Genomic DNA, 23,081 nt, shown 5'->3' with positions numbered 1-23,081 from the left:
TGCGATGACAGCACTGATCTGCCTGGACCAGTCGGGCGTCGAATTCCACCTGATACCTGGCGCCGTCTGCGGCGGCTTTCGTGAGCGGGGGGTCTACCAATTCCCGGCAGTTCCGGCAAACGCCTTGCTCTATATTGACGAGGCGTTGCTGGATACGGTGAGTACCAGCAGCGGACCGATGCTGCAGTGGTGCCCCGGCTTCTATGCCGGCCAGGTGTCTGTCGAGCTTGTGGATAGGGCCGGCCACCGGCTGGCCACGTACCACCTGGATGTGGCACCTGACGAAGGAAAGCTGGGGTCCGACGTGTTCCAAGGCATGTTGGACGACCTTTACGCGTTCGATCCTGCACTGGTTCTTGGCACCGAGGCCGCCCAGTCTGCAATCGGCGTGACCGGCGATCTGACAACGGTGTTGCTGCAGTACGCGCGATTGAGGCGCCATGCTGATGCCGCACTTGCCGCCTTCACAGCAGTAGCCGAGCGCCCTCTTACCCGGCTACGGCACGAGCGCCGGCGGATCCCTTTTCACCAGGTGAAGCGCATCGATGCCACATCAGCGCGAAGGATGATGCGTCATCCAGATGCTGGCGCCGTTCTCCGCCGGCAGCCGGGGTTGGATACGTGCGCGCCGCCGATGGAGGTGATGCACTCCTACGAGCACCTGGACAACCCCGCGAACCGTGCGCTGGCCCGCGCGTTGGCCGCGTTGCGTCTGCGCTGCAGCAACGTGGAAGAGGCCCTTCGGCGGATAGCACAGCACGAGGACGCCGAAGGCGCTCGCACGCCGCTGGCTACTCGCATGGGTAGAAAGTTGATGTTTCTGAATGCCTTCTCTGCACGACTGCGCAGCCTGGCAACGCGCGATCCGTATGCTGCAGTCGCGCGCGCAGAGGTCGATGCATCGGGACTGACTGCAATCTCCGCCAACCCCACTTATGCAAGAGCGTACCGCCTGGGATGGGCAGCGCTTCGCCCGGGCGTGGATGGACCGGATCGAAACGAATCGCTATGGCTGAGTCCTACCTGGGAGATCTATGAACGCTGGTGCTTCGTGCAGGTCGTTCAGGCAGTTCGCGCCCTCTTCCCCGGGCTGACATGGGCATGCAAGCGCAGCGCGACGGTAGATATCGTCCGGCACGTGGGCACATGCGAGGGGACTCGCGTAGAAGTCTTGTTGCAGCGAACCTTCTCCACAGCGGAACAGGGCACATCGGGCATGAGCAGCGTTTCGCTGCAGTTGAAGCCTGACATTGTGGTAACCACCGAGATTGGAGCAGACAAGAGGATGCTGGTGCTGGATGCCAAGTACCGCACCTCGCGGAAGAACGTACTGCACGCCATGCGTTCCGCGCACGTTTACCAGGATGCGCTGCGTTGGAATGGGCAGCGCCCCGACTGCTCACTACTGTTGGTGCCACGTGCCGGTGGAGCCCCGTGGCTGGAGGATGTGGCGTTCCACGCCAGCCATCGAACTGGCGTGCATGTACTGTCGCCTGACCAGGGGCCAGATGAACTGCTGGAGATGCTGCGAAGGTGGGTAGGGCCGGCTTAGGTTGTCTGGCGTGGCCCCCTCACGCCATCCCATAGCAACCGGCCGCGCCTGGATATCCTGCTGCTACGCCGACCTGCCGTCGCGCGAGGCGGCGTTGACGTTTGCGCTCTGGCCACGCCCTGGATTGGGCGTCAGTGTTAAGTAGGTGACGCAATCGGCCCATTTTGATCGCGGGCGCTGGATTAGGGTGTGTCGCAATTGAGCAACTCGCCTGGCGAGAAGTGCGCTACGCGTTCGACGTCGCGGTGGCAGCTTAACTTTCGCCGCAACCACTGTGCCGCAAGGGGTTTCGCGGCTTTTCTCCCATGCCACAATGCTGGAAGCGTCAGAACTCACGGCCTTTTGGGCTGCGGTGTCTTGGCATCTCGCTAGCACGCGGGTACACCTTGGGGTGCCATCGATGAAGGGTGGCCGGGTGTCGAAAGCCCGTTCTATAGCGATGTGTTTACGCTTGTCAGCCGGCGTCACCTTTGCGTGGCGCCGGCTGACAATCCGTTCGCGTTCCATGGCGGGCGGTGCGTGGGGGTCTTCGGACCCACCGGCTTCGCTATAGACCGGCTTTCGAACCACGCACCGTCCGCCGCCCTTCGGGGTGGCGCTGCCGTCTGTCCTGTACGGAGCACTGCCATGAACGCATCGGAATTCCGCCCCCTGCACGCTGCCATCGACCCGGCCAATGCCGAGCCCGAATTGGACAGCGCTGCAGACCCCACCGCCTTCCTCGCTACACTGCGGCCCATCCAGAGCGGTGCCACCGCCGATGGCCAGCCGTGGCCAGAACGCTCGGCAGCGCCGGGCCGCCGTATGGCCCTGGCCGATGCAGATTGCGCCCTGGCCGGCCTGCGCGTGGTGCAGGAGATGCTGTTGGCCGGAGAGCGCGCGCGACAGAACGGAGAACCCGCGCAGCACCTGGGCGACCGCACGATGGAAGGGCTGATGCTGGCGTGCGTGGCGCTGACTGCGCAGGCCAGCGCTTGCCTGCAGGTGCGCGGGTAATGCCTGCGCTGTGGGGCTGGCGCGCTGCGGCTTGGTTGCCGCAGCGCGGCCCATGAGGGTGCCGCCTGTTGTTGTAACCAGCACGCTCATGGTGATGGGCCTGGTGATTTCGGACTACTACCTTCCCCAGGCAACGCTGGAGGTGAGGGCCTACCGCAGCCTGTCGGATTACTCCTTCGGGGTCATGCGGCAGGAGGCTGAGGCGTTTGCGGAAGCGCGCGGTGGCGTCCGGTTGGAGGAGAGCCCGAGGGATGGGAGTGAGCGGTACTTCGTACTGCTCGCCGACGGGCAGCCGGTGATGCTGGTGGACAACTCTTCGATGCAACTGGTTGTGATGGTTGCCGGGGATGCGGGGGAGCGGGCTCCGGATCTGCGGGACTTGCGGGAGCAGTGGCGGGTGCGAACTCGGCCGGATTGGGATCGGTGGCGCTAGCAAGCATTTCTAGTGATGTCGATGATGCTATGAAAAGACCCATGAGCAGAGCACCGGACCTTTGGCTCACATCCTTCGACACAGTGGCTGCGCTAAGCGCCGTCGTCTTTGCAAGGGCGCCAGTACCACTAATCACCGAAAAATCTCAGAACCCCCGGCCGGCGAGCATGCGTAGCATAGTGATGTGCCAACTCCTCAACCACCGCCCTGCGAAGGCGATATCGCGGCGTCACTCCGAGGAGCTGGGCTCCAGATCGCGCGACAAACCGATTACATGAAATCAGCAATCTGTGATCCGAAACATCCTCTCCGGACGCCAAAGAAATCACGCCGACGTCAAACACGGCCAACGAGTTAAACCTCCCCTTCTTCTTCGAATAGTAATTTTCCAATTTCAACTCAGAGCTTTTGAAAATAACCCCAAACAGATATCGATGAGATAGCACCTTCCCCTGCACATCATCACACTCGGGCGTGAGCGTGACCAAAACTGGCCTAAGCGACTCCGGCAACTCGCCCCATTTCTCTTCAAATATAAAATCATTTCTGACCAAGTCCGTCCAGCACGAACTGAACTCTGACTTGAAGTTGCCGTCCCAAGACGATACGTCTACAACCGAAACCACACCTCTGGCCGCAGGCCCTAACGTAGAATCTTCTCCTAGAACCTCAAGAAGATAATGCCCGTTCAGCAAAGAGGCGGAAACCGCCTTCGGCCTATCACCCAAGTGCCCTCTCAGCACGTCTTGAAGCTCATGATCTGCGGACAGTGAAGAGTTCAAAAGCCTGTCTTCAAGAAGAGGAAGCAGGGCAAGATCCATCGCCTTTACGGGCAAACCTTCGGCCTCCTTCCCCACTGTCTCCTTCGCCAAGTACCCCAACAAAGCCAACCACGAGTCAAGCTTATCGTGCTGATCATTGTGCCGCCCGGTGGCGAGCTCATAGATTCTAGACGTCGAACTCGCCGCCGCTTGAAATACCCTTTCCTCCCAAGAAACCGAGAGCATCAGTGGCCCACACTTCTTTACCTCCCTAGCTATCAGATCGACCAATTGCTCTCGCAGCCGGTCGTCGTCACCGGCATTGAGAACCAAATTCTTGTCAATACATCCAAAATGGGTCGGGGGTGATACACCTGCGGCGGCGACTCGATCGACGACCTGAGCAAACATCTCCTGAGCGTCATCAGGATACTGGGTCCAAAACACAATTGCGTATGGCCCATCCCCCACCACTCGCTTCAAAAGCGAAATCAGCGCCTCAGCATGTGTGGCGACCCCATGCATGCGTCCCTCGGCGAGATGGATGTCGGAGAAGATCAGCCTGATCCCCCCAACTGAACCTTCTGGACTTGGAACCAACACACCCGAATCGAACCAGATTGGCATCACCCAATAACCAGCAGAAGCCAAGGCAGAATAGATCTTCTTGAGGTGATCTTCGTCATTATCGATTGCTACGACCCGCATATTATTTGGGATCATTTCCGGCCACCAAATTTCAGCATTACAGCAGCCCCATCATAAGCTTCCGAAAGTCCATATTCATCTCTAACGGCTTCAGCGGTTGTCAGCTCGAGCCCGCCACCTATGGAATCCATTACGAGCTTCGCGTAGTAAAGACCAAGCCCCATACCATCGGGGCGATTGGTCACAAACGGAATTCCCAATTGATCCAACGGAAGCTCAAACCCGGGCCCGTTGTCCACTACACCAAGGACTCCGCCACTCGCCTCATCCCAACTGGATACGAATGCGATTGCCGCCCTTCGACCACACACTTCGCTTTGATATCTTGACCAATATATCGCGTTGTCGAGGACATTATTCAAAGCCCCGATAATGACATTGATTGGACCCTCAACATCAAAAGACGGAGTGCCATCTACCACACTAACCCTATCAGACAGAACGATATTGTGGCGATCAAATCGCCCCGCGCTCATCCCTAGAACTCGCGAAATTACGTTCTTTACACTTATTTTTCTCTGCTTTTCACGAGAAAGTAGAGGCTTGAATGTGTCTAGAAGCTTGCGGAGATGCGTAACTGTTTTGTGAATATCTTCCCGACTGACGTTCCCCTCTAACTGCCTCGCAACTGAATCGACTCCGTGAACCATTTCATGAAACGCAAGCGACAAATTCAAGCCTGCCATTCCAGATGTAACCATTACATCGCGGAAACCATCCAGCTGCTGCTGGATAGACGCGACAATAGGTCGAACCTCTTTCTCAACATTTGCAGACTTGGCAATTTCTGAGAGACGCGATAATGCTTCATTTATTGGAAGTGACTCTGAATCGCCTTTTAGCGCAGCATCGACTTTCCGGCGGTCGGGACCATGAATTCGCTCAAATTTATCGAATATGCTTAGTACTACTCGATGGAAAGCGGCAAAGACAGAATTTTCGTCAAAACCTTCTCGATTGGTCTTCTCAATCAGCCCACTGCTAAGTCCCTTATCAAGGTCCACATGTGCAACTAGGCTGTCCGCGCCAAGCTTGCCCGTTGGACGTGCAATCCTTCTCGCGTTCAGCCCAAGCCAGTCATCACCGGACTCTCCGTAATTGAATACACGAACTCCATCTCTGTACACCCGAACTCCGGCCTGAGAGCGCATCCATTCTTTGAACTGCTTTATCGCGCCAAGCTCCCTCAGAATCTCTGGTCGCTTGTGAAATGCATAGATCTCCCCACTTATTGGACCAATCCCGGAGAGCAATCCTGGATCAATAGTGATTTCCGATGCTGAAGCGCCACTAATTTCGTCCCCGTCCTTAACCAAGCTAAGGCGCTCTTCAGACGAGTCCTCGCGCTCCTCCAGAGCCTTAAATTTCGGAGGCGAAAACCGGTATGACCAATGCAGTATTCCGTTCAAATCCAAGGTGAACTTAAATACCCAAACTGCTGATCGGAGCAGCTCCTGTACAGACGGCAAGCCCTCTAGGTACTCTTCGTTCCCCGGCACAGTTAGCTTGACGTCAAAATGGTCTAGTTTTCTTACCGGGCTACTGAGCGACGTAACCAATCTGTAAAGCTCTCTTATGTCTCGACGGGACCATTCCGGCCTAGAGAGATTAGTGATCCTAACTAAGGTTCCCGAACTTTCCCCATGGAAGATCTCAGGAACTTCACGCGTCACCACACTTACGCTGAGTCCATCACCCAAATACTTAGAGGAACCAACGAGCTCATTCCAGTCCACGCGGAAGGTGAACTCACTACCCCCTTCTCTCTTGGTGACTACTTCAACAGTTCCACCAAGCTTCTGAACGGCCAATCGACCGACCCCCTTTTCCCCAAGGGGCAGCCTTCCGTACTTTGGGGATCGTCGAAGGTTGGCTTCATTCCGCTTATAGTCCGTACCGATCTCCAGCCAGCCACGCTCGATGTCCTGGTCAGACATGCCGCTTCCATCATCCCGCACCTGGATGTACGGCTGGCCGTCGAGCAGATTGAGTTCGACCTCGACGTTGCTCGCATCGGCGTCGTAGGAATTCTTTACAAGCTCAAAGACTGCAAGACGATCATGACCGATCAATTGGTCACCCAGAAGCTTCAGAATGTGCGACTGAACCCTCAATTTCTTTTGATCCGACACGATCTCCTCCATCGGGACAGGTTACTCGGGCAATGCGTCCGTCACCATAGCGGCAATCGCACCTCGCATCTTGAGCGTCGCCAATCTACTCATACAGCACGCAAACTTCGGGATCTACTCCGGAACTGCTTCTTGGCTGCTCCCGACCTTCAATGCTAAGGCGCGCACTAGCGCCGCGTCATGTGCTCGGTCCACTCCTCCCACAAGAATGCTTGGACTACGGTGATTCCCAGCGACGGCTGGTTGAACTGAGCGGTCGTCTGGACAAAAGTCGGTACAGAGCTTCGTCAGATGTTCTTTGCTAGCCGAATTTGAACTAGGCTCAGGCGATTGTCCACCTCGGCCGTTGACACTGGCTTTTAGCGAGCGATCGAATCAGAATGGTCACTGTGCGGCATCTGATTGACAGCTGAGATATGGATAGAATTCTTGATCAAAAAATACGCCGAATTGCAAGTGGTGAAGCGCCACGCGTCCTAGACCTGTTCTCTGGTTGCGGCGGCATCTCCCTCGGCTTTCATCGTGCCGGGTTCGACATCCTCGGCGCCGTTGAGATGGACCCCGATGCGGCTCGATCACACGCAATCAACTTTCACAACAGTGACCCGTCGCACAGTGGTCCAGTAGATATTACCAACACCTCCCCGCTGGAGCTAGCGGAGACCCTACAGATTGATTCTGCTGAACGGTCAATTGATATCATAACCGGCGGTCCGCCGTGCCAGGCTTTTGCGCGAGTTGGTCGCTCGAAGTTGCGGGAGATTGACGCACATCCTCATGCATTCCTGCACGACCCACGCGCACAGCTATTCCGACGGTACTTGGCATATGTCAGAGCTTTCATGCCAGTTGCGGTACTGATGGAGAATGTTCCGGATATATTGAATCATGGCGGCCACAATATCGCTGAGGAAGTGTCCGAGAATCTCACCAACCTTGGCTATGTCGTTCGCTACACTTTGATTAATGCCGCCTTGTACGGCGTTCCTCAGATGAGAGAGCGCATGTTTCTCATTGCCTACAGGAAAGAGCTCGACGTAGTTCCAAAGTTCCCAGTCCCCACACACTGGACCGAACTCCCGCCCGGCTATCACGGATCCAGAACAGTTGCGCTTAAGGCACTGAGAGGCATGGCGGTGCCATCGAGATTTTACTCTCCTGCCCCCTCTCCAGCCCCATCGCTTCCGCCATCAGTAACAGTTGGCGAAGCAATCGATGACCTCGCTGAAATAGATCCGGAGAAATTAATAGCCGATGGAAAGCTCGGCCGAAGGAAAGCCGATCTATCCACGATTTCGAGATACCGGCTGCCTAGTCCCACCACCTATCAGCGGCTAATGCGTGAATGGCCCGGGTTTATCGGCGACAACAATGGAGCAACCGCTCATGTTGTCCGCTATCTACCGAGAGACTATAGAATTTTCTCAGAAATGCGGCAGGGCGACCAGTATCCTGAAGCATGCGCCGTTGCTGAAAGAATCTTTAGAACTGAGCTACTTAACCTACGCCTTCGCGGGGTCTCGATTAATGAGGGCTCAAAGGGTTATGCGTTGCTCCGGGCACAGTTTGTACCGCCATATGATCCGAATAAATTTCCGAACAAATGGAGAAAGATATGGAGGGACAAGCCGGCACGGACCCTGATGGCCCATCTTGGCAAGGATAGCTACAGTCATATCCACTACTCCCAAGGCCGCACCATTTCGGTTCGCGAGGCAGCTCGACTCCAGTCGTTTCCGGACGGGTTCCAGTTCAGCGGAGCTATGAACGCGGCGTTCAAGCAGATCGGAAATGCAGTTCCTCCCGTCCTGGCGTATGAACTTGCCAAATCCATCAAGGAATCGCTCATCGAAGCGGCTGCTCGAAAGTTGGAGGGTGCGGCCAGCTAGCTCCGGATGACGTTGAATAGATAGACAGTTTTTGTCGTAATTGGCACGGCGAGGCTACAATCTCGTCATGACTACTGATCCTTCACATCCCGTTGCCGATGCCTGCGAAGACTCAATGGCTCGCCCCACGTCCCTGTCGTCGGCATCGCTTACCGTCGACTCGATTTATCGGGGCGGGCGCAGGGGGAACGCGGGCGATGACCCCCTAGTTCCGTTGCTTGGCGTAAGCAATCAGGGAGGTTTTAGGCACCTCGGGAAGCGGGAGTGTCCGAGGATGGTCGTCCTGACAACCACTATGAGCGAACCGGACTGGCCGGATTCCTTAGACCTCGAGACAGGCGTCTTGACTTACTACGGTGACAATCGCAAGCCTGGCCAGGAGCTTCATCGCACTCGGCGCTGGGGCAATGAGATGCTCAGAGATATGTTTGGTCGAAGTCATGATGAAATTCTTCGAAGACAAGTTCCGCCTATACTAGTATTTCGGAATTCCGGAACGTATAGGGATGTTGTTTTTGTTGGGCTTGCTGTGCCCGGTGCAATTGGCGTTAGACAAACAGAGAGCCTCGTGGCGACTTGGCATCAACTTGCCGGGCGCCGCTTCCAGAACTACCGAGGGATCTTTACGATTCTTAATGTAGCCACCCTCGATCGAGCTTGGTTAGAGGACATCCAGCTAGGGAACGCACACACAGGTAATGCGCCAAGCGCCTGGATTGATTGGGTAGAGCATGGACGCTACGACCCATTGAAGGCAAAATCGAACCAGACTTTTCGAAGCAGATCTGAACAGATACCTCAAAGCTCCGAAGACCTCCGACTTATAAAATCTTTGGTTGACTATTACAAGGATGATCCAGTTTCCTTCGAGAGCTGCGCAGCAAGAATTACACAAATACTGCTTCCAAACACCACCTCCTTGGATGTAACACGACCCTCCCGAGACGGTGGAAGAGACGCGATTGGCCGGTATCGAATCGGACCCTTTAGCTCTCGGGTTGAAGTGGAATTTGCCATGGAAGCAAAGTGCTACTCACTTAATAACGCGGTCGGAGTGAGTCAAACATCCAGACTGATCTCCCGTCTCCGCCATCGTCAATTCGGAGTCCTTGTCACCACCTCCTATGTCAACAGCCAAGCTTACAAGGAAATTATCGAGGACGGACATCCCATCTTGATAGTTTCCTCCGTGGACATTGTAAATGCACTCAGGCAGGGCGGAATTAGAAACGTCTCTGACCTGCTGAACTGGCTGGTTTCGGATGATCCCTGCCCAGAGAAACGATGAACGCCGGAGCGTGCGGAAGGCAGTCGACTTACACTGATGTATTGCTTCAAATTCCAGGCTCTAGCGCAGCCACCGATAGAAGCGACATCAGCTCGACGACCTCCTCCGCATTGACACAAAAAGGATCACTGATCTTCTGAGCTTCGCAGGGCGCATGAGTCAGTGTTGGAAAGTTTGCTGCGTAGCTCTCCGAGATTAGCAGCTATCCCCTGAAGCTCAGCATTGACTAGGTACTCAACCATTCCCGCGTACTCAGGATCATTCTCCTTCTTTGCAACGAAAGCATTTACGCGCGCCTCCAACAAGGGCATGTATTCGCGCAGAGCCGATTGGCTCAACGTGGCGGCGAAGGCCGCTTCATTGGCGATTGCAAGCGCGTCAGACCGTATGGCAAGGGCTATACCAGTCCTGGCTTCAACGAGCTTCCTTCTATTTAGGCCGTAAATACGAATACTGGCTTCCGCGTAAGCCGAGTTTTCGCTACGCTCTTGATTCGGAACAAGCACCATGACCCCATACATAGTGCTCCATGCGAGGTATTGCGATGGATCACGCTGTGTTGGGTCAATTAAAAGAGGATCTTCATTATCGAGCAAGTCGGTCTCGGTGACGGCGCGAGTAGATCCGGGCGCCAAGGGAAAATTGTCAAGCTTTCCGCTTTTACGTAATGAATTACTCCACGCACCAGTGGCCGGATCGAAGTGCTGGCCTTTCTTGGTCCTATTGCACATGATGCAGGACGCAAGGAGGTTGGTCCACGAGGATGCCAGCCACCAGTAGCCGGTGTGCGCCGGTTCATCACTAATTCTTGCCTTAGGCCTGAAGTGCTCTATGTCCGTCGGTGAGCTGGTCATATACCGGGACTCACAGTATGCACATTTGCCGTTGAAGAGTAATTCAATGCTCTCGACGACAGATGGAGATTTGTACACCTTGAATGCGTAGGATTTCTCCTTCGGCGTCGAGTAGTACTGTTTAACCTTCGCCCTTTCGATTGCGGCTGGGCTTTCCGCATCTGCCAAGGCTACCGGCATCTCCACACTTGAGCGATCTATCTTCTTCATTGGCGCATTGCCCTCTTGAGAACCGCCATTACTGCATCAATGGAATCAGCTCGCGCCTCCGCACGATCGCTGATGCTGAGACCGGCGTTGTTTCTCAGATGCCTCGTAAGCGCCTCGGCCAGTATCTGTCGATCTTGGCTGCTCCCAATAAAAGGAATTCCTTCGTACTCCTTCAGCAGTTCGTCGCGCTCTCGCTTACGCGATAGCGTCATTTCTTCCTCTGGCACTCCTGCAATTTCCGCGAGCCTGCGTACCGCATAGTCTTGCTCGGGGTCATCGGTGCTCGAAAGTCCAAAGTGGTCGGACGAAAGGATTTGCTCAATTCTGAGCTTGGATACGTCAGGCAGATCAGAGTGAAGATGCGCCCGCCCGTCATCATCACGTTCGATAACCAGTACTTCACCTCGCTTCATGCCACGAAGGCATAGAGGGTCATGCGTAGTGCATATAAACTGCACTCGCGGCATTGCATTGCGCAGCGCCGACATGACACGCATCTTCCACCGAGGATGCAGATGAACCTCTATCTCATCGATCAGAACAATTGCCTCGGCAACCTCGAGATTATCCCACCGCCCAAGCAGCTCTCTCATAATGTCGATTGTCATTGCAAAAAGAGACCTGTACCCATCACTCAAGTGTTCGAGGGGGACGGAATTTCCGCGGACCTTTACCGTTATCTTACGCTGCTCTGACCTCAGTATTGAATCGTCATCCCCAAGATCAAGAATTGATCTGAGCGCGCGTGCAACCGCGTTGAATGTGTGCTCATCCTGTTCTTCAAGCCAGTCTCTCGGGTCCCGGAGGGTGGATTGCGGATTAAACAGGGTAGCATTGAAGTACGCCCCATGTTTACCAGGCGACTTGGCAGTAAAGTATCGTCGCGCACCGTAAGCCAAAACCTGACAGTCCACATCAGCATCGACAGATAGCCCTCCGCGCTGGTCCGAGAAGACTTTTCTCGATTCACCGTTAAGAAGCTCAACTTGGATATCTATTGCATTCGATGTTGACATCCAGCGACCGCGAGGATACCGAAGTCTGGCGCGCTCCTCCTTAGTGGAAAGCGCAATTTTTATTGCCTGCAGAATCGATGTCTTACCACTTGCATTTTCACCAAGCAGCATTATACACGGCGCATTTTCGTCACCACTATTAGCGAGCAATGAGACGCCCCGGATCGATCTGTACTCTCCAACAGTCATTTGCGAAAGATATGCATTCCTTGCAGGGCGAGGATAATCAATCGCTTTAAGGTACGGATTATGGATAAGGAAGCCAATGTCTCTCCTATTCATTCGACTGAATAGTTCAAGCGCCTCATCATCCGCCATTGGAGAGAACACTCTTTGCAATCGTGCGAACAGAGCTTGCGTCCTCAAGCGTTCTGTTTTTACAGGCGACTGATGCGCCACCCTAAGAAGGTTCTGCAGGAAAATTTCGACCACCCCGCGAAAGTGGAAAGATCCCGTGAAACTCGCGAGCGCGCGTGCTAACCCGTCATGCATTGAAGCGAGGAAGGCAGCCTGTAGTTGGCTGAGAACTTTAGCGCGTTCTCTAACTAGCTCAGGTCGATTTAGATTGACGAGCGCTATGGTTGCCTGCCCCTTTCGACTTCGTCCGACGGCCTCGCCATCTCGCGTAAACTTTAGATGATCTGACGGTGAGTCAACGTATGGATCCAAAAGAAGCGTCTTCTCACGCCGCACAGCTTGGTTCCAGTCTGAATCAGGGCCGACAGGGCTCCCCTCCAGTGGAAAGCCTTCCCCTTTGGCTAGTCGGCAGTCGGTGCAAAGAACTATCAGATTCTTCCATTCGTATGCGAACCAACCGTAGTATTGAATGTCTGGACGCACCCCTTCTGAAGTAACTGCGTTGCTAGTCGGCCTGTAGTGAGTTACGGCGATATCGCTAGGCAAGGGAAGCTCGCAATAGGCGCAACTGTTGCCCTGATTTTCCGCAATCCTGTTAGCGACTTCCGGGTGGTTCACGACCTTTCTGTCAAACGGTGGACGGCGCTTCTGGCGCTCTTCAACATCGAGTCGGTAGTAGGCAGCTAAATCGACGAGTTGAGCCTGCATGTTTCTTGCCAAAAGCGGCGCCGGCTTGGAGGCCCCGAACCGTTTGAGCTTCTTCACGGTCACTCCCTGAGTTCAATTTTATCTGATCAGAATGTTAATCCAGAGCTGATTCAAGATAAACAGGACCCGCTTCGGTCGACCTCGTACGTCCTCTAGTGCAGTGCTCTTGCACCCTTAATCATTGCCCAATCTCGCGCTCGATCTGGCTGATTCAATTGCGACTAGCATCGACCGGGATGCCTATGGAGTATGCCGCGACGGGCTTTACAAAAAAGGGGGAGGCAAATCGCCCCCCCCTCTTAGCTTTGCTATCAGAGAACTATCAGTCAAACCCCAACAGGGTTAGCCTTCTCCGGATCAATCTTATACTGCTTGATCGCCCGCGCCACATCCTTCGCCGTCATCTTCCCATCCTTGGCCAGCGCCGCAATCGCGGCATGCGCGATGTAGTACCGGTCAACCTCGAAGAACCGACGCAGGTTCGCACGGGTATCCGAACGGCCAAAACCATCCGTGCCCAGCACCGTATAAGACATCGGCACGAACGCACGAATCTGGTCCGCATACGCACGCACGTAGTCGGTAGCGGCAATCGCCGGGCCCTGGCGGCCGTCCAGCAGCTCGGTCACATAGGCCTTGCGCTGCTCACCTTCCGGGTGCAGGCGGTTGGCACGTTCCACGTCGAAACCATCGCGACGCAGTTCGTTGAAGCTCGGGCAGCTCCAGATATCGGCGGTCACGCCGAAGTCCTTGTCCAGCAGCTCGGCGGCGGCAATCACTTCACGCAGGATCGTGCCCGAACCCAGCAGCTGCACGCGCAGGTCGCCCTTCTTCGGCTTGCCGGCGTCGGTCAGCAGGTACATACCCTTCACGATGCCTTCGGCTGCACCTTCCGGCATTTCCGGGTGGGTGTAGTTTTCGTTCATCAGGGTCAGGTAGTAGTACTCGTCTACCTGGTCTTCCATCATGGCCTTGGTGCCGTGCTGCAGGATCACCGTCACTTCGAAGCCGAAGGTCGGGTCGTAGCTGCGCACGTTCGGAATGCCACCGGCCACCAGATGGCTGAAGCCATCTTCGTGCTGCAGGCCTTCACCGTTCAGCGTGGTGCGGCCGGCGGTGCCGCCCAGCAGGAAGCCGCGGGTACGCATGTCGGCGGCCTGCCAGGCAATGTCGCCCACGCGCTGGAAGCCGAACATGCTGTAGTAGATGTAGAACGGCAGCATCGGCACGTTGCTGACCGAGTAGCTGGTACCGGCGGCCATCCACGAGCTGATCGCGCCCGGCTCGCTGATACCCTGCTGCAGCACCTGGCCGCTCTGGTCTTCGCGGTAGAACATCAGCTGGTCGGCGTCGACCGGCTTGTACTTCTGGCCGAACGGCGCGTAGATGCCGATCTGGCGGAACAGGCCTTCCATACCGAAGGTACGGGCTTCGTCGGCCACGATCGGCACGATGTGCGGGCCCAGTTCCTTGTCACGCAGGGTGATGTTCAGGCTCTGCACGAAGGCCATGGTGGTGGAATAGCTGCGCTCGCCGCTGCTCTTCAGCAGGCGCTCGTAGGTTTCCAGCTTCGGTGCGTTGAAGCTCTTTTCGGCCTTGCGGCGGCGCTGCGGCAGGTAGCCACCCAGCGCGGCACGGCGTTCCTGCAGGTACTGCACTTCCGGCGAATCCGGGCCCGGGTGGTAGAACGGCACCTGGCCGTCGGCCAGCTGCGCGTCGGTCACCGGAATGTTGAAGCGGTCGCGGAAGTGGCGCACCGCTTCGTCGTCCAGCTTCTTGGTCTGGTGGGTCGGGTTCAGCGCTTCACCGGCGCTGCCCATGCCGTAACCCTTCACGGTCTTGGCCAGGATGACGGTCGGCATGCCCTTGGTGTTCACGGCCTGGTGGTAGGCGGCGTACACCTTGTGCGGGTCGTGGCCACCACGGTTCAGGCGCCAGATGTCGTCGTCGGAAAGACCGGCCACCATGGCGGCGGTTTCCGGGTACTTGCCGAAGAAGTGTTCGCGGGTATACGCGCCACCGAAGGCCTTGCAGTTCTGGTATTCGCCGTCGACGGTTTCCATCATCAGCTTCTTCAGAACACCGTCGGTGTCCTTGGCCAGCAGGGCATCCCAGTAACCGCCCCACAGCAGCTTGATCACGTTCCAGCCGCCGCCACGGAACACGCCTTCCAGTTCCTGGATGATCTTGCCGTTGCCGCGCACCGGGCCGTCCAGGCGCTGCAGGTTGCAGTTCACCACGAAGATCAGGTTGTCCAGGCCTTCACGGCCGGCCAGCGCAATGGCGCCCAGGGTTTCCGGCTCGTCGCTCTCGCCGTCGCCGATGAAGCACCACACCTTGCGGTCGCTCTTTTCGATCAGGCCACGGTTTTCCAGGTAGCGCATGAACTGCGCCTGGTAGATGGCGGCCAGCGGGCCCAGACCCATCGACACGGTGGGGGTCTGCCAGTAATCGGGCATCAGCCACGGGTGCGGGTACGACGACAGACCGCCGCCGTCCACTTCCATGCGGAATTTGTCCAGCTGCTCTTCGCTGATGCGGCCTTCCAGGAAGGAACGCGCGTAGATGCCCGGGGCGCTGTGGCCCTGGATGAACAGCAGGTCGCCCGGGTGGCTGTCGCTGGGGGCGCGCCAGAAGTGGTTGAAGCCCACGTCGTACAGGGTGGCACCGGAAGCGAACGAGGCGATGTGGCCGCCCAGGTCGCCCGGCTTGCGGTTGGCGCGCACCACGGTGGCCATCGCGTTCCAGCGGATGATGGAACGGATGCGCCATTCCAGCTCGGCATTGCCGGGGCTCTTGGCCTCCAGCTGCGGCTCGATGGTGTTCACGTATTCGGTAGTGGGAGAGAACGGCAGGTACGCACCCGAACGACGGGTCAGTTCCACCATGCCTTCCAGCAGCTGATGCGCGCGCTCGGGGCCCTCGACATCAATGACGGCCTTCAACGACTCGATCCACTCCTGGGTTTCAACAGGATTGGTGTCGTTGTTCAGCACTTCGTTCAACCAGTTCATTAGCGCTCCCATTACCGCACGCACGCGCGCGACTGTTGTATAGATTTCTAGACCGCAAAGTGTAGCGCACCAAGGGCTTTCGTCACTTCGCTACGCTGCCGTATGGAGGCGTTTGGCCTGTGTCCGCAAGGCCTGTCCCGGGCTGTCCCGGCGCCGGACAGTCTGGTTTTTCAGGCACCTGCGGGCGGCAGGCCCCCTGCCCCGGTGTCGCTTCTGCACCGCTGGGTGCATCGGCAGGACGCAGTGTTACCGCTGGCGATGACCGTTGTAGGGCAAGGCCTGCGCCGTTGTAGGGGCGTTCTGGCGGCTGGCGATGAACCGCCGCCAACATGTCGCGCCTGCCTCTGGATTGGCCTTGGGCCGGGCGGGAAGCTGCACCGCGCAGGCAGCCCCTTCCCCTGCGGCGCCCGCCACCTGGCGCCGCAGCTGCTTCGCCCAGAACCCACCGCAGCTTTGCGGTGGGTTCTCTCGTTTGGGCCGCCGTGGCCTGAATGCAGCATGGGTTTGGCCCGAATCTGGACTTGTCCGGTCCAGCTTATCGATATATCGTTTGCGCACTCGTTACCGATATATCGAAATGAGCCGATCCGCTACCCTGCGGGCCCGCCCGGCCCCATCCCCCGAAGTGCCCCGCCGCAATGGCCAGCCGCGCGTGCTGAGCCGCGGCGACCTGCGCCTGCTGGTGCTGGCCCTGATTGGCGAACAGCCGCGCCACGGCTACGAGCTGATCCAGCACATCAGCGGCTTGTTCATGCAGGCCTACACGCCCAGCGCCGGCACCATGTACCCGCTGCTGGCCAGCTTCGAGCAGGCCGGCTGGGTGGAATCGCACGAAGAAGACGGCCGCCGCGTGTTCCGCATCACCGCCGCCGGCGAATTCGAACTGAAGGTGCAGCGGCCGCAGGTGCGGCTGGCCCAGCGCCGCGCGTTCGACCGCGCCCGCGAGATCACCAAGGCCTCGCTGCCGGCGCCGCTGGCTTCGGCCCTGCGCGAGTTCAAGCAGGCGCTGGTGCGCCACCACGGCCGCTGGAGCGAAGGCGAGGCCGAACAGGTGGCCGCCCACCTGCAGCACGCCGCCGCGTTGTTGAACGGATCCCTGGGCGATGGACCGCTGCCGATCACCCCGACCGAGCCAGACTGACGCCCGCCAGGTCTTCCCCCTTTGCCGCGCGCCCCGCGCGACCTTACCGCTACAGGTACTGACATGACCGACCATGAAAACAAGCGACTGCGCCTGGATGTGCGCTTCCGCCAGCTGACCGTGCTGCGCACCGAGACCGTAACCCCGCACATGCGCCGCGTGGTGCTGGGCGGTGCCGACCTGGCCGGCTTCGATTCGCCCGGCGCCGACGACCATATCAAGCTGTTCTTCCCCAACAGCAGCGGCGAGATGGTGCTGCCCACCATGACCGCCGAGGGCCCGCGCTACCCCGAAGGCAAGGAACATTCGCCGGCGCGCGATTACACCCCGCGCTGGTGGGACCACGAGACCGGCGAGCTGGCCATCGACTTCGTGCTGCACGACCAGGGCATTGCCGGGCCGTGGGCACAGCGCGCGCAGCCGGGCGACACCCTGGCCATCGGCGGCCCGCGCGGCTCGTTCGTGGTGGCCGACACCTACGATGCCTACGTGCTGATTGGCGATGAAACCGCGCTGCCGGCCATCGCCCGCTGGCTGGACGTGCTGCCCGAACATGCCGAAGTGCAGGCGTGGATTGAAGTGAGCGACGAAGACGAGCGCCAGGACCTGCCGCAGTACGAAAACGTGCGCATCCACTGGCTGGAGCGCAACGGCTTCCCGGCCGCCACCAGCACCCTGCTGGAAGACCAGTTCACCGATTTCGAAGCCCCCGACGGTGACACCTTCTACTGGATCGCCACCGAATCGCGCCGCGCGCGCATGATGCGCAAGTTCCTGGAAGGCCACCTGGGCGTACCGCGCGACTGGATTCGTTCCACCGGCTACTGGAAGGCCCACCCGGACGAAACCGACGGCGATTGATGATGTGGGGTCAGAGCCCTTTCCGCAGGAAAGGGCTCTGACCCCTTCGCACTTCCAAGGTCTTCCCGGGTCAGAGCCCTTTCCTGCGGAAAAGGATCTGACCCCGCTACAATCGCGCTCCTTTCCCGCACCTGTGAGGCCCCACCATGGGCAAACTGACCCTGGCCGGCATCGACAAGCTGCGTACCCGTTTCGCCGATGACACCGCCTGCGATACCGCCCTGGCCGCCTTCGCCGACGCCGCCGCCCTGCGCGCGCCGCTGCGCGAACTGCTGGACGCCGAGCACCGCTACCTGCAGGCCGAATTCGAAGTGGCCCAGGTGGCCGACGTGCTGCGCCGCGACCAGAAGTACGCACCGGTGGGCCGCCCGTCGGTGCACATCGTGCAGCTGCGCAAGCAGCAGGCCGCCACCAAGCAGGCCGCCCTGATCGCCCGCCAGGTGGTGGCGCAGGCCGCGCAGACCTTCGTGCGGGTAAGCGGAATGACCGTGAAAGCCAAGCAGAGCCCGAGCGACGCATGCGCCGCATGGTTGATCGCGCAGCGGTGATTGCAGGGGTACGGCGGCCATGACATGGCGCGCGTGCCAAAGCGGGTTTCGGCGGCCATGACCCGGTAGGGGCCAACCTTGGTTGGCCCACGGGATCACAGGCGTGCCAACCAAGGTTGGCACCTACCAAAGCGAATTCCGGCGGCCATGACCCGGTAGGGGCCAACCTTGGTTGGCCCACGGGATCACAGGCGTGCCAACCAAGGTTGGCACCTACCAAAGCGAATTCCGGCGGCCATGGCCCGGTAGGGGCCAACCTTGGTTGGCCCACGGGATTACCGGCGTGCCAACCAAGGTTGGCACCTACCAAAGCGAATTCCGGCGGCCATGACCCGGTAGTGGCCAACCTTGGTTGGCCCACGGGATTATCGGCGTGCCAACCAAGGTTGGCCCCTACCAAAGCGGTTTCCCCAAAAAAGAAGGCCCGCTTTTCAGCGGGCCTTCTGCCTTCTCACGACGAGTGAGCGGGTTACATCAAGCGGCCGGCTTTTCGCCGGTGGCTTCGGTGGTGATGCGGATCTTCACTTCATCGCTCACGTTCGGGGCGTACGCGCCCACGCCGAAGTCGCTGCGCTTCAGGGTGGTGGTGGCGTCGAAGCCCGCCGCCGGCACCTTGGCCATCGGGTGCTCGCCACCGCCGTTGATGGTCACGTCCAGGGTGACCGGCTTGGTGATGCCCTTGATGGTCAGGTCGCCGGTGACAGTCAGCTTGTTGGTGCCGGCCGCTTCAACCTTGGTGCTCTTGAAGGTGGCATCGGCGAACTTGGCGGCGTCGAAGAAGTCGGCGCTCTTCAGGTGTTCGTCGAACTTGGCGGTGAAGCTGTTCAGGCCGCTCAGCGGCAGCTTCACTTCCACGGTGCTCTTGGTCACGTCGGCGGCGTCGTACACCAGGGTGCCTTCCACGTTGCCGAAGTGGGCGCTGGGGTTGGAGAAGCCGAAGTGGCTCCACTGGGCCAGCACGTCGGTGTGGCTCGGGTCCAGCTTGTAGGTGCCCGAGGCGATCTGGATCGCTTCGGCAGCCGGGGCCGCAGCAGCGGCGTCGGCGGCCGGGGTGGCAGCCTGTTCGGTGGTGGCCGGGGCGGCGGCATCGGCGGCCGGGGCAGCGGTGTCGGCCGGCTTCGAGCAGGCGGCAATGGCCAGGGTCAGGGCCAGCGGCAGCAGCAGTTTACGGGTGGCGCTCATCAGGAAACTCTCCGGATCGTAGGGTGGGTACACGGTGCAGCAGGGGCCCGCCAAGGTGGCTGGGCCGAAACCGAGACAGCGACTTACGCGATGCGCGCCGCTTCGTCGAACGACAGACGCGGCAGACGGGGGAACAGGCCCGAGGGGTCACCGTAACCCAGGTTGACCAGGAAATTCGACTTGATGCTGGTGCCGGCGAAGAACGCTTCGTCCACCTTGGCATTGTCGAAGCCGGACATCGGGCCGGCATCCAGGCCCAGCGCGCGCGCGGCCAGGATCAGGTACGCACCCTGCAGGCTGCCGTTGCGGAACGCGCCTTCGTGGCGGCCTTCACGCGGGCCGTCGAACCAGGCCTTGGCATCGGTGTGCGGGAACAGATAGGGCAGCTTTTCGTGGAAATCTTCGTCGAAGGCCACGATGACGGTGACCGGCGCGGCCAGGGTCTTGTCATGGTTGCCTTCGGACAGCGCCGGGGCCAGCTTGGCCTTGGCTTCGGCCGACTTCACGAAGACGAAACGCGCCGGGCTGCCGTTGGCGGCGGTGGGGCCCCACTTCAGCAGTTCGTACAGCGCGTGCAGCTGGCTGTCGTCCACCGGCTTGTCGGTGAATGCGTTCTGGGTGCGGGCGGTGCGGAACAGCTGGTCCAGTGCAGCAGCGTCAAGCGCGTGGGACATCGTGGATCTCCAGGGCAGCAACAGGGAAAAGGGCGAAGCAGCGCAGGGGCTGCGGCGCGAAACAATGAGCCGCAGTGTAGAGTGTCGCGACTGTTGCAACACCCAGCAGGGCTGAAACGAATTAATGCCAATGGTGAAACGATCGAGCGCGCCGTGGACGATCACGGACGGCCGTGCAGGCAATGTGCGCCAGGCCGTGGCGCTGGCCTCGGCGCTGCGCCTGGGCACCCACCGCCCGCTGGTATTGCAGCCGCGCGCACCGTGGCGCTGGCTGTCGCCGCGCCGCCTGCCGGGTGATGTACATGGTTACGGTGAGGCGTTGGCGACACTGGCGGCCGAGCCGCCGCCGCTGGCGATCGGCTGTGGCCGCCAGGCCGCCGGCGCGCTGCGTGTGCTGCGTGCCCGTGGCAGCAAGGTGGTGCAGATCCTGGACCCGCGCATTGCCGCCCACCATTGGGACCTGCTGGTGGTGCCCGAACACGATGCCCTGCGCGGCAGCAATGTGCTGACCCTGCTGGGCAGCCTGAATCCGGTGGACGATGACTGGCTGAGCCTGGGCCGCGCCGCCTTCGCCGATTTCCATGCCCTGCCCGGCCCGCGCACCGCGCTGCTGGTGGGCGGGCCGACGCCGCTGGCGCCGTGGGACGAAGCCGGCATGGTGCGCGTGTTCCAGGCCCTGGCCGAACAGCTGCGCAGCGAAGGCGGCAGCCTGCTGGCCACCACCTCTCGGCGCACACCGCCGGCGCTGGCCGAAACCCTGCGCGCCATCTTCGCCGACCTGCCGCATGTGATCTGGGGCGACGGCGGCGATGGCGTGAACCCCTATGCCGGCCTGCTGGGCTGGGCACAGCGGGTGGTGGTGTCGCCCGATTCGGTGAACCTGCTGTCCGAGGCCTGCGCCACGCGGCTGCCGGTGGCGGTGGCGCTTGCCGATACCGCGCAGGGCCGGTTGGCGCGCTTCCAGCAGCAGTTGCGCGAACGCGGGCGCCTGCAACCGCGCTGGCTGGACTGGCAGTGCGCGACCATCGAGCCGCTGCGCGAAACCACGCGGGTGGCCGCCGAAGTGAAGGCCCGGCTGGGGCTGCGCTGACGCCAGGCGCGCCCGGACCGGCCGCACAACGCCGCCACGGGCATTGGGTATGATCGGCCACGCGGGGCCGCCCCGCGCCCGCTCGCTCCATGGAGGAACAGACGATGCGTACCCTGCCCTGCACTGCCGCCGCCCTGGCACTGGCCCTGGGCCTGCTGGCCACCGCCCCTGCCGATGCACGCCGCGTTTACCGCATCGTGGAAAACACGCCGGAGCCGGTACGCCTGGATGTTTCGCCCGGCCTGGTGGCCAGCATGGCCGCCGCCGACGAAGCCGCACGCAACCCGCCGCCGGGCCAGGCGCCCACGGCACCGTCCAACGGTGCGCCGCCGCCGATGCAGGTGGTGTCCATCGGCACCAACGTGGATGGCGAACGCGAGGTGCTGCTGCAGCAGCCGGGGCAGCCGGGTAATACCGCTGCGGTGCGCTGGCCGAACCAGGCAGGTGACCCGTCGGTGCTGTTCCATGTGGGGCAGCAGGTGCAGTTCGACCACACCCCGTCCGAAGGCCGGAAGGGGCTGATGGCGCGTGACGCGCAGGGCCGCCCGCTGACCCATATTCCCGAACCGGCGCCGGCTTCGCAGGGCTGGACCCCGCAGTACTGAGGCTGCCGTACTGAGGCTGCCGCGCCGCCTGAACGGCGGTTTTTGGCGTTGCGTGGGTACGGGGGGATAATGGCCGATTCCTTTTTCCTTCCCGCCCGCCATGCCCGTGCGTCCTGCCCCCGTGTTTGCTCCCCTGACCCCGCGCGCCCTGGTGCTGGCTGTGCTGGCCATGGGCGCGGTGGTGCTGCTGTCCAACGTACTGGTGCAGTACCCCATCAATGACTGGCTGACCTGGGGTGCCTTCAGCTACCCGGTGGCGTTCCTGGTCAGCAACCTGATCAACCGCCGCTTCGGCCCCGGCCCGGCGCGCCGCGTGGCGTGGATCGGTTTCCTGGTGGCGGTGGTGCTGTCGGTGTGGGTGGCCACCCCGCGCATAGCCATTGCCTCGTGCTCGGCCTTCATCGTGGCGCAGCTGCTGGACATCACCGTGTTCGACCGCCTGCGCCGTGGCAGCTGGTGGCGCGCACCGATGGTGGCCACCACCTGCAGCGCCACGGTGGACACCACCATTTTCTGGTCGATCGCCTTTGCCGGTTCCACCCTGCCGTGGGTGAGCTGGGCCGCCGGCGACCTGGCCGTGAAGCTGGCCATCGGCGTGTGCCTGCTGGCCCCGTTCCGCGCACTGCTGTGGAAGATGGCGCCGCTGCGCAGCGAGCTGCGCTGAGCGCGGGTTCCCGGCCGGCCACATGACCCGGTAGTGGCCAACCTTGGTTGGCCCGCGGGCTCCGTGTGTGCCAACCAAGGTTGGCACCTACCAAAAGCACATTTCCCGGCAGGCCACATGACCCGGTAGTGGCCAACCTTGGTTGGCCCGCGGGTTCCGTGCGTGCCAACCAAGGTTGGCACCTACCAAGAGCGCATTCCTGGCCGGCCACATGACCCGGTACTGGCCAACCTTGGTTGGCCTGCGGGTTCCGTGCGTGCCAACCAAGGTTGGCACCTACCAGAAGCGGGTTCCCGGCCGGCCACATGACCCGGTAGTGGCCAACCTTGGTTGGCCTGCGGGTTCTCTGCGTGCCAACCAAGGTTGGCACCTACCAAAAGCGCATTCCCGGCCGGCCA

17 protein-coding genes are annotated in these 23,081 nt (G+C 60.0%); 10 read left to right on the top strand and 7 right to left on the bottom strand.

Going from position 1 to position 23,081, the window contains the following annotated elements; genetic code table 11:
- Positions 1-4: 4 nt before the first annotated feature.
- From C1931_RS02100 to C1931_RS02090, 3 genes are all read left to right on the top strand, one after another.
- Entirely contained in the window at positions 5-1,552 is a 1,548-nt protein-coding gene (locus tag C1931_RS02100) for a nuclease domain-containing protein (RefSeq protein WP_108755236.1), read from the top strand.
- Positions 1,553-2,179: 627 nt separating this feature from the next.
- The gene (locus tag C1931_RS02095; protein ID WP_108755235.1) at positions 2,180-2,548 is read left to right on the top strand and encodes a hypothetical protein; all 369 of its coding nucleotides are present in this window, start codon (positions 2,180-2,182) and stop codon (positions 2,546-2,548) included.
- Between the two features lie 52 nt (positions 2,549-2,600).
- Entirely contained in the window at positions 2,601-2,981 is a 381-nt protein-coding gene (locus tag C1931_RS02090; protein WP_108755234.1) for a hypothetical protein, read from the top strand.
- A gap of 128 nt (positions 2,982-3,109) precedes the next feature.
- Here C1931_RS02090 and C1931_RS02085 read toward each other — a convergent pair whose 3' ends face one another.
- Positions 3,110-4,465, bottom strand: coding sequence for a hypothetical protein (locus C1931_RS02085; protein WP_159095432.1), 1,356 nt, complete (start codon positions 4,463-4,465; stop codon positions 3,110-3,112).
- The gene (locus tag C1931_RS02080) at positions 4,462-6,594 is read right to left on the bottom strand and encodes an ATP-binding protein (protein ID WP_108755232.1); all 2,133 of its coding nucleotides are present in this window, start codon (positions 6,592-6,594) and stop codon (positions 4,462-4,464) included. Before C1931_RS02080 ends, C1931_RS02085 begins: the two co-directional genes overlap by 4 nt.
- A 404-nt stretch (positions 6,595-6,998) precedes the next feature.
- Here C1931_RS02080 and C1931_RS02075 point away from each other — a divergent pair, with 404 nt between their 5' ends.
- Complete coding sequence (locus C1931_RS02075) at positions 6,999-8,471, top strand: DNA cytosine methyltransferase (protein WP_108755231.1); 1,473 nt, start codon at positions 6,999-7,001, stop codon at positions 8,469-8,471.
- A gap of 1,413 nt (positions 8,472-9,884) precedes the next feature.
- On the opposite strand, the gene C1931_RS20210 is transcribed toward C1931_RS02075, so the two are convergent.
- The 3 genes from C1931_RS20210 to aceE form a co-directional block, all read right to left on the bottom strand.
- Entirely contained in the window at positions 9,885-10,823 is a 939-nt protein-coding gene (locus tag C1931_RS20210; protein WP_159095431.1) for a hypothetical protein, read from the bottom strand.
- Positions 10,820-12,961, bottom strand: a complete 2,142-nt coding sequence (locus C1931_RS02065) for an AAA family ATPase (protein WP_159095430.1) — start codon at positions 12,959-12,961, stop codon at positions 10,820-10,822. Before C1931_RS02065 ends, C1931_RS20210 begins: the two co-directional genes overlap by 4 nt.
- Positions 12,962-13,230: 269 nt before the next feature.
- Positions 13,231-15,918 (bottom strand): pyruvate dehydrogenase (acetyl-transferring), homodimeric type, encoded by a 2,688-nt coding sequence (gene aceE / locus C1931_RS02060; RefSeq protein WP_108755228.1) that lies wholly within the window; start codon positions 15,916-15,918, stop codon positions 13,231-13,233.
- A 577-nt stretch (positions 15,919-16,495) separates the two neighbouring features.
- Between aceE and C1931_RS02055 the strand changes: the two genes are divergently transcribed.
- From C1931_RS02055 to C1931_RS02045, 3 genes are all read left to right on the top strand, one after another.
- Complete coding sequence (locus C1931_RS02055; RefSeq protein ID WP_108755227.1) at positions 16,496-17,059, top strand: PadR family transcriptional regulator; 564 nt, start codon at positions 16,496-16,498, stop codon at positions 17,057-17,059.
- A gap of 63 nt (positions 17,060-17,122) precedes the next feature.
- Positions 17,123-17,920, top strand: a complete 798-nt coding sequence (locus C1931_RS02050) for a siderophore-interacting protein (RefSeq protein ID WP_108755226.1) — start codon at positions 17,123-17,125, stop codon at positions 17,918-17,920.
- A 146-nt stretch (positions 17,921-18,066) separates the two neighbouring features.
- Positions 18,067-18,468, top strand: coding sequence for a hypothetical protein (locus tag C1931_RS02045; RefSeq protein ID WP_108755225.1), 402 nt, complete (start codon positions 18,067-18,069; stop codon positions 18,466-18,468).
- 474 nt (positions 18,469-18,942) lie between these two features.
- On the opposite strand, the gene C1931_RS02040 is transcribed toward C1931_RS02045, so the two are convergent.
- Positions 18,943-19,650, bottom strand: coding sequence for a YceI family protein (locus tag C1931_RS02040; protein ID WP_108751972.1), 708 nt, complete (start codon positions 19,648-19,650; stop codon positions 18,943-18,945).
- 83 nt (positions 19,651-19,733) lie between these two features.
- A complete protein-coding gene (locus tag C1931_RS02035; protein WP_108751971.1) occupies positions 19,734-20,324 on the bottom strand; it encodes a malonic semialdehyde reductase in 591 nt (196 codons plus the stop codon).
- Between the two features lie 130 nt (positions 20,325-20,454).
- On the opposite strand from C1931_RS02035, the gene C1931_RS02030 reads away from it, so the two are divergent.
- From C1931_RS02030 to C1931_RS02020, 3 genes are all read left to right on the top strand, one after another.
- A complete protein-coding gene (locus tag C1931_RS02030) occupies positions 20,455-21,414 on the top strand; it encodes a mitochondrial fission ELM1 family protein (protein ID WP_108755224.1) in 960 nt (319 codons plus the stop codon).
- A 104-nt stretch (positions 21,415-21,518) separates the two neighbouring features.
- Positions 21,519-22,019: a hypothetical protein gene (locus C1931_RS02025; RefSeq protein WP_159095429.1), complete on the top strand. Its 501-nt coding sequence runs from the start codon at positions 21,519-21,521 to the stop codon at positions 22,017-22,019.
- A 100-nt stretch (positions 22,020-22,119) separates the two neighbouring features.
- On the top strand, positions 22,120-22,683 hold the full coding sequence (locus tag C1931_RS02020; protein ID WP_108755222.1) for a queuosine precursor transporter: 564 nt from the start codon (positions 22,120-22,122) through the stop codon (positions 22,681-22,683).
- Positions 22,684-23,081: the final 398 nt, after the last annotated feature.

It is taken from the genome of Stenotrophomonas sp. YAU14A_MKIMI4_1 (genome assembly GCF_003086855.1).
Lineage (GTDB): Bacteria > Pseudomonadota > Gammaproteobacteria > Xanthomonadales > Xanthomonadaceae > Stenotrophomonas.
This window is presented reverse-complemented; position numbering and strand designations above follow the sequence as displayed.